Source organism: Actinosynnema sp. NPDC023658 (genome assembly GCF_040639995.1).
Classification (GTDB): Bacteria; Actinomycetota; Actinomycetes; order Mycobacteriales; family Pseudonocardiaceae; genus Actinosynnema.
The window spans coordinates 1-2,140 of the sequence record NZ_JBFAAX010000927.1; the positions used below are offsets into that span (position 1 = coordinate 1).

General features: G+C 74.3%; 3 protein-coding genes. 1 reads left to right on the forward strand and 2 read right to left on the reverse strand.

The genetic code is table 11. The features are described 5' to 3' along the window. A partial coding sequence (locus AB0G02_RS36520; RefSeq protein ID WP_360803953.1) for a metallophosphoesterase family protein occupies positions 1 to 472 on the reverse strand: 472 nt, incomplete at its 3' end. Between the two features lie 23 nt (positions 473 to 495). Then, a complete protein-coding gene (locus tag AB0G02_RS36525; RefSeq protein ID WP_360803956.1) occupies positions 496 to 738 on the reverse strand; it encodes an acyl carrier protein in 243 nt (80 codons plus the stop codon). A 189-nt stretch (positions 739 to 927) separates the two neighbouring features. Here AB0G02_RS36525 and AB0G02_RS36530 point away from each other — a divergent pair, with 189 nt between their 5' ends. Continuing rightward, positions 928 to 2,112: a glycosyltransferase gene (locus AB0G02_RS36530; RefSeq protein WP_360803959.1), complete on the forward strand. Its 1,185-nt coding sequence runs from the start codon at positions 928 to 930 to the stop codon at positions 2,110 to 2,112. Positions 2,113 to 2,140: the final 28 nt, after the last annotated feature.

Sequence of the window (2,140 nt, forward strand, 5' to 3'; positions counted from 1 at the left end):
GCGCGGACAGCTGCCGGCCGTCCTCGACGTCGAGCAGGCCGATGGTGCCGTGCGGCTGGCGGCGGCGGTCGGTGGGCGAGCCGGGGTTGAACACGCGCACGCCGTCGCCGGTGAGGTCCATCGGGATGTGGGAGTGCCCGAAGACCACCAGGTCCGCCTCCGGGAACCGGCGGCGCATCCGCGCGGTGCGGCCGGTGGCCTGGCCGCTGTCGTGGATCATCGCGACGCGCAGGCCCGCGAGGTCGAGCTCGACGGTCCCGGGTGCGCCCCACTCGACCACGTCCGGCCCGTCGTTGTTGCCGCACACCGCCGTCACCGGCGCGTACTGGGCCAGTTCGTCCAACACGGACGCCACGCAGACGTCGCCCGCGTGCAGGATGACGTCCGCGTGGCGCAGGTGCGCGGCCACCGCCGGCGGGCACGACTTCCACCGGCGGGGCGCGTGGGTGTCGGACAGCACGACCACGCGCACGGCGCTTGCCCCGTCCGCCCGGCTCAGCTGACGGCCGGGCCCGAGTCGCTGCTGCCCGACAGCTCCTTGAGGAAGTCGTGGCACTGCTTGGCGCGCGCGGAGTCCTCCTCCATCACCCGGCGGAAGAAGTCGGCGATCTCCTGCTTGCCCGCGTTCTCCGCGTCCCGGACGTACTGCCCGTAGTCGTGACCCGCCTTGAGCGCGTGGTACTGCACGGAGATCAGGTCGTAGCTGACGTCGTCGAAGCCGGTCTCGCCGGTGGCCATGTGGTCCCTCCTCGGTCGTCTTGAGCGGTCGCCACTCCCATACCCGGCAGCCGGCGTGCCAACCACCCGACCGGGAAAGCGCTCGGGTGGCAGGGGCCCGGGGTTGCTTGTACGGTGCGAATTCGGGTTGAGACGACAGCCTTGGTCGAGCGTGCTGCGGCGTGGGCCGCACCCTGGCTGGAGGAACCCATGAAGATCGCTCTGGTCTCGGCCCACGCGAACCCGCTGCCCGTCCTCGGGGACGCCGAGGAGGGTGGGCAGGACGTCCACGTGGCGGACCTCGCGGCGGCCCTGGTCAGGTCCGGTCACGACGTGGTGGTGCACACCAGGCGCGACTCCCCCCGTTCACCCGGTGTGGTGCGCACGCGGCTCGGTTACGACGTGGTGCACGTGCCGGCCGGACCGCCGAGCCCGGTTCACCCGGACGAGCTGCTCCCTCACCTGGACGAGTTCACCCGGTTCCTGCGCGGGCAGTGGCGGGCCGACCCACCGGACGTCGTGCACGCCCACTACTGGACGTCCGGGGTGGCCTCGGTGCTGGCCGCCAACGGCCTCGACGTGCCGGTGGTGCAGACGTTTCACTCGTTGGGGACGACGGCGCAGCAGTCGGGTGACGAGGCCGTGCCCGAGGCGCGGCTGTCCACCGAGCGGTTGATCGGGCGCGAGGCGAGCCGCGTCGTGGCCCGCTGCACGGACGAGAAGGCGCAGCTGGTGCGCATGGGCGTGCCGCGGGTGCGGATCGCCGTGGTGGCGCCGGGGGTGGACGTCGAGCGGTTCAAGCCGGACGGGCCGCGGCTGAACCGGTCGCTGCCGCACCGGGTGGTCACGCCCGCCGCCGGCGCCGCGGACGTGATCACGGCGATGCGGTCGGTGTGGGACGCGGAGCTGGTCGTCGTGGGCGGCCGGGCGGAGGACGTGCGCCGGTTGCGCGAGCACGCCGGCGAGTCCGGGATCGGTGACCGGGTGCGGCTGGTCGGCCGGGTGCCGCAGGTGGCGCTGCCCGCCCTGGCCAGGTCGGCCGACGTGGTCGTGTGCGCGGCGGCGGACGACTCCGGCATCACGCCGCTGGAGGCCATGGCGTGCGGCGTGCCGGTGGTCGCGACCGCCGCGACCGAGCTGGTGGCGGACGGCGTGACCGGCGTGGTCGTGCCGCCGGCGGACCGGCGCAGGCTCGTCCGCGCGCTGCGCCGGCTGCTCGACGGCCCGGCCCTGATGGACGCCTACGGCACCGCCGGCGCGGACCACGCGAGGGCCCGCTTCAGCCCGGCGTGCGTCGCGGACAGCGCCGTCCGCGTCTACACCGGGGTCGCGGGAGCCGGCACGACGAGCGTGGACGAGCCGCTGGGCACCGAAGAACCGGCCGTGGTCAGCTGATCGGGTTCCCCGCCGGGTGTCGCTTCGC